This is a genomic window from Phaeospirillum tilakii, assembly GCF_042683125.1.
GTDB lineage: Bacteria > Pseudomonadota > Alphaproteobacteria > Rhodospirillales > Magnetospirillaceae > Phaeospirillum > Phaeospirillum tilakii.
In genome coordinates this window covers 1-1,781 of sequence record NZ_JBHUIY010000094.1, presented here as the reverse complement: position 1 = coordinate 1,781, position 1,781 = coordinate 1, and the positions used below count along the sequence as shown (strand labels likewise).

Below are 1,781 nucleotides of genomic sequence, written 5' to 3'. Positions count from 1 at the left end.
CCGGCATGCTCGGCAACCATCCGAACCGCGCGCTCGCGAACCTCGGGGGAAAACTTGTTCGTCGTCTTGCTCATGATGGCTCCTTCTTCTCATGAGAGGGAACCTCCGGCAATCCCGGGGCGGTTCACACCGGCCATCCCCGCCCCGTCAAAAGGAAGCCGGATCGTCAACGGACGCACCGCGAATAGCGATGCGTTCGCCCACCCACGCATCCACCTCCGACAGCAGCCACGCGACCCGATTCGGCCCGAGCTGTACCCGCTTGGGGAATTTGCCCGCCGCTTCGAGACGCCCGATGTGTTGGGGTGTGTACGGGATGCCGCACAGTGTTTTCAGCTCCTTTTTCGACACGAGCCGCTTGTCGTACTGAGTCATCGGATATCTCCCTTTCGGGAGGCATCGCGATGCCTCGGTGGAAAAGCCGCACCGGTAGGCACGAAAAGGTTACAACCGCCCTTCGAGGGAGTCGAGGGCTTGCGTGCCATAGGTAACAGGCGGCTGCCACATAGGTAACATCACAGAGGGGAGGGGTGAGCGGTGCCGGACAGCCAGCGCGAGGCAAAAGGTAACGATTTCCGCGCATGTTACCTATTTCGTTACCTAAACAGCCCCGGAAACGACCAAGGGCTTAGCGGTTTCCCACTAAGCCCTTGAAAAGAATGGTGCCGGCGAAAGGATTCGAACCCTCGGCCCGCGCATTACGAATGCACATATGGCCGGTAGCGCATTGATATAAGACGACATATTCGCGCAAACTGTAAATTGTTAAATGATTGTTGAATGGGATGCGCATTTCGAGTGCGCGGGTCGGGAGGGGCTTCGCGGCACTGCAACGCTACCCATGCGCGCTTTCATCTGTCCCAGATGCATTGCATGGCCCATAGCCCCGTTGGGGACGAACATACATCAAGTATGTTCCCCACAGCCTCCTCCTATTGCGCATGGCCCGCGAGAACAATTCCCTGCCATACCTTGCCGCCGATCCTGTCCAGCACCTCCGCTTGCGCCATCTGTCGTTCGGCCCGTGCCGCGACCATTGCGCGGGTCAATGCCGTTGCCAGATAGATCATCGTCTCCGGGCTGGCCGGGCGCTTGCGCGCCTTCAGGCTGGAAAGATAGCTGCGGTCACGGCCAAGCCATGTCCGGCTGAAATCGTATTGGTCCCGCGTCAAGCCCTGTGCCTTCAATTCCCCGTAAGCTTGGTAAATGTCCATCTCGTTCTCCCTCTTGGTGTGCTGCGCAGCTATTTATGCCTTTTGGCATAAATACACTTGCGGAACAGCGCAGATCAGAAAGGAGAATTGCGATGACGACGAAAACCGTAGAGATCGGCTTCCAGGGGCAGCGGATTGAATGGGACGGCTTGGCCGATTACCTCACCCACATCATCCTGTCGGGAAAACCGACGGCCAGCGGGACGCAGCCGGGACGGGCGCTCAAGGAGGCAGAAATTTTTCAGAAAAATTTCCAGATCGGCGAAAACTGAGCATAAATAGCAATGGCCGGTGACGGCCCATATAGCATCCACACAACGAAGTAGGCGGCGCTTAAAAGATAGAGTGCCCGAAACGACAGTAGGGCAACTTCGAGATGCAAGGGGAAAACTTTAAACCAGCGCAGAAAGGATTAGTCAGCAGAGTAGCACGCTGTCTGACTAAGAGCCCAACTCAAAAAGAGTTGAGCGGTTTCAGAGGGTTGTGATTCCGTTTTGTTGCGAGACGAAACGGAGAGAGATCGATGCCCTGGACCGAAACCGCCCGCCGTGAGTATCGGCGGGCGAA

Annotated in this window: 3 protein-coding genes; 1 reads left to right on the top strand and 2 read right to left on the bottom strand. The window is 57.1% G+C overall.

Going from position 1 to position 1,781, the window contains the following annotated elements:
- Positions 1-147 precede the first annotated feature (147 nt).
- Together ACFSNB_RS18660 and ACFSNB_RS18655 are read right to left on the bottom strand one after the other, a co-directional pair.
- Entirely contained in the window at positions 148-375 is a 228-nt protein-coding gene (locus tag ACFSNB_RS18660) for a helix-turn-helix transcriptional regulator (protein WP_021132709.1), read from the bottom strand.
- 557 nt (positions 376-932) lie between these two features.
- Positions 933-1,214, bottom strand: coding sequence for a DUF6626 family protein (locus ACFSNB_RS18655; protein WP_377319315.1), 282 nt, complete (start codon positions 1,212-1,214; stop codon positions 933-935).
- Positions 1,215-1,306: 92 nt separating this feature from the next.
- Here ACFSNB_RS18655 and ACFSNB_RS18650 point away from each other — a divergent pair, with 92 nt between their 5' ends.
- On the top strand, positions 1,307-1,486 hold the full coding sequence (locus tag ACFSNB_RS18650) for a hypothetical protein (RefSeq protein WP_377319313.1): 180 nt from the start codon (positions 1,307-1,309) through the stop codon (positions 1,484-1,486).
- The last annotated feature ends 295 nt before the right edge of the window (positions 1,487-1,781 follow it).

Coding starts and splice junctions, on each gene's coding strand:
- ACFSNB_RS18655 (WP_377319315.1), bottom strand. CDS start 1,214: ATGGACATTTACCAAGCTTACGGGGAATTGAAGGCACAGGGCTTGACG.
- ACFSNB_RS18660 (WP_021132709.1), bottom strand. CDS start 375: ATGACTCAGTACGACAAGCGGCTCGTGTCGAAAAAGGAGCTGAAAACA.
- ACFSNB_RS18650 (WP_377319313.1), top strand. CDS start 1,307: ATGACGACGAAAACCGTAGAGATCGGCTTCCAGGGGCAGCGGATTGAA.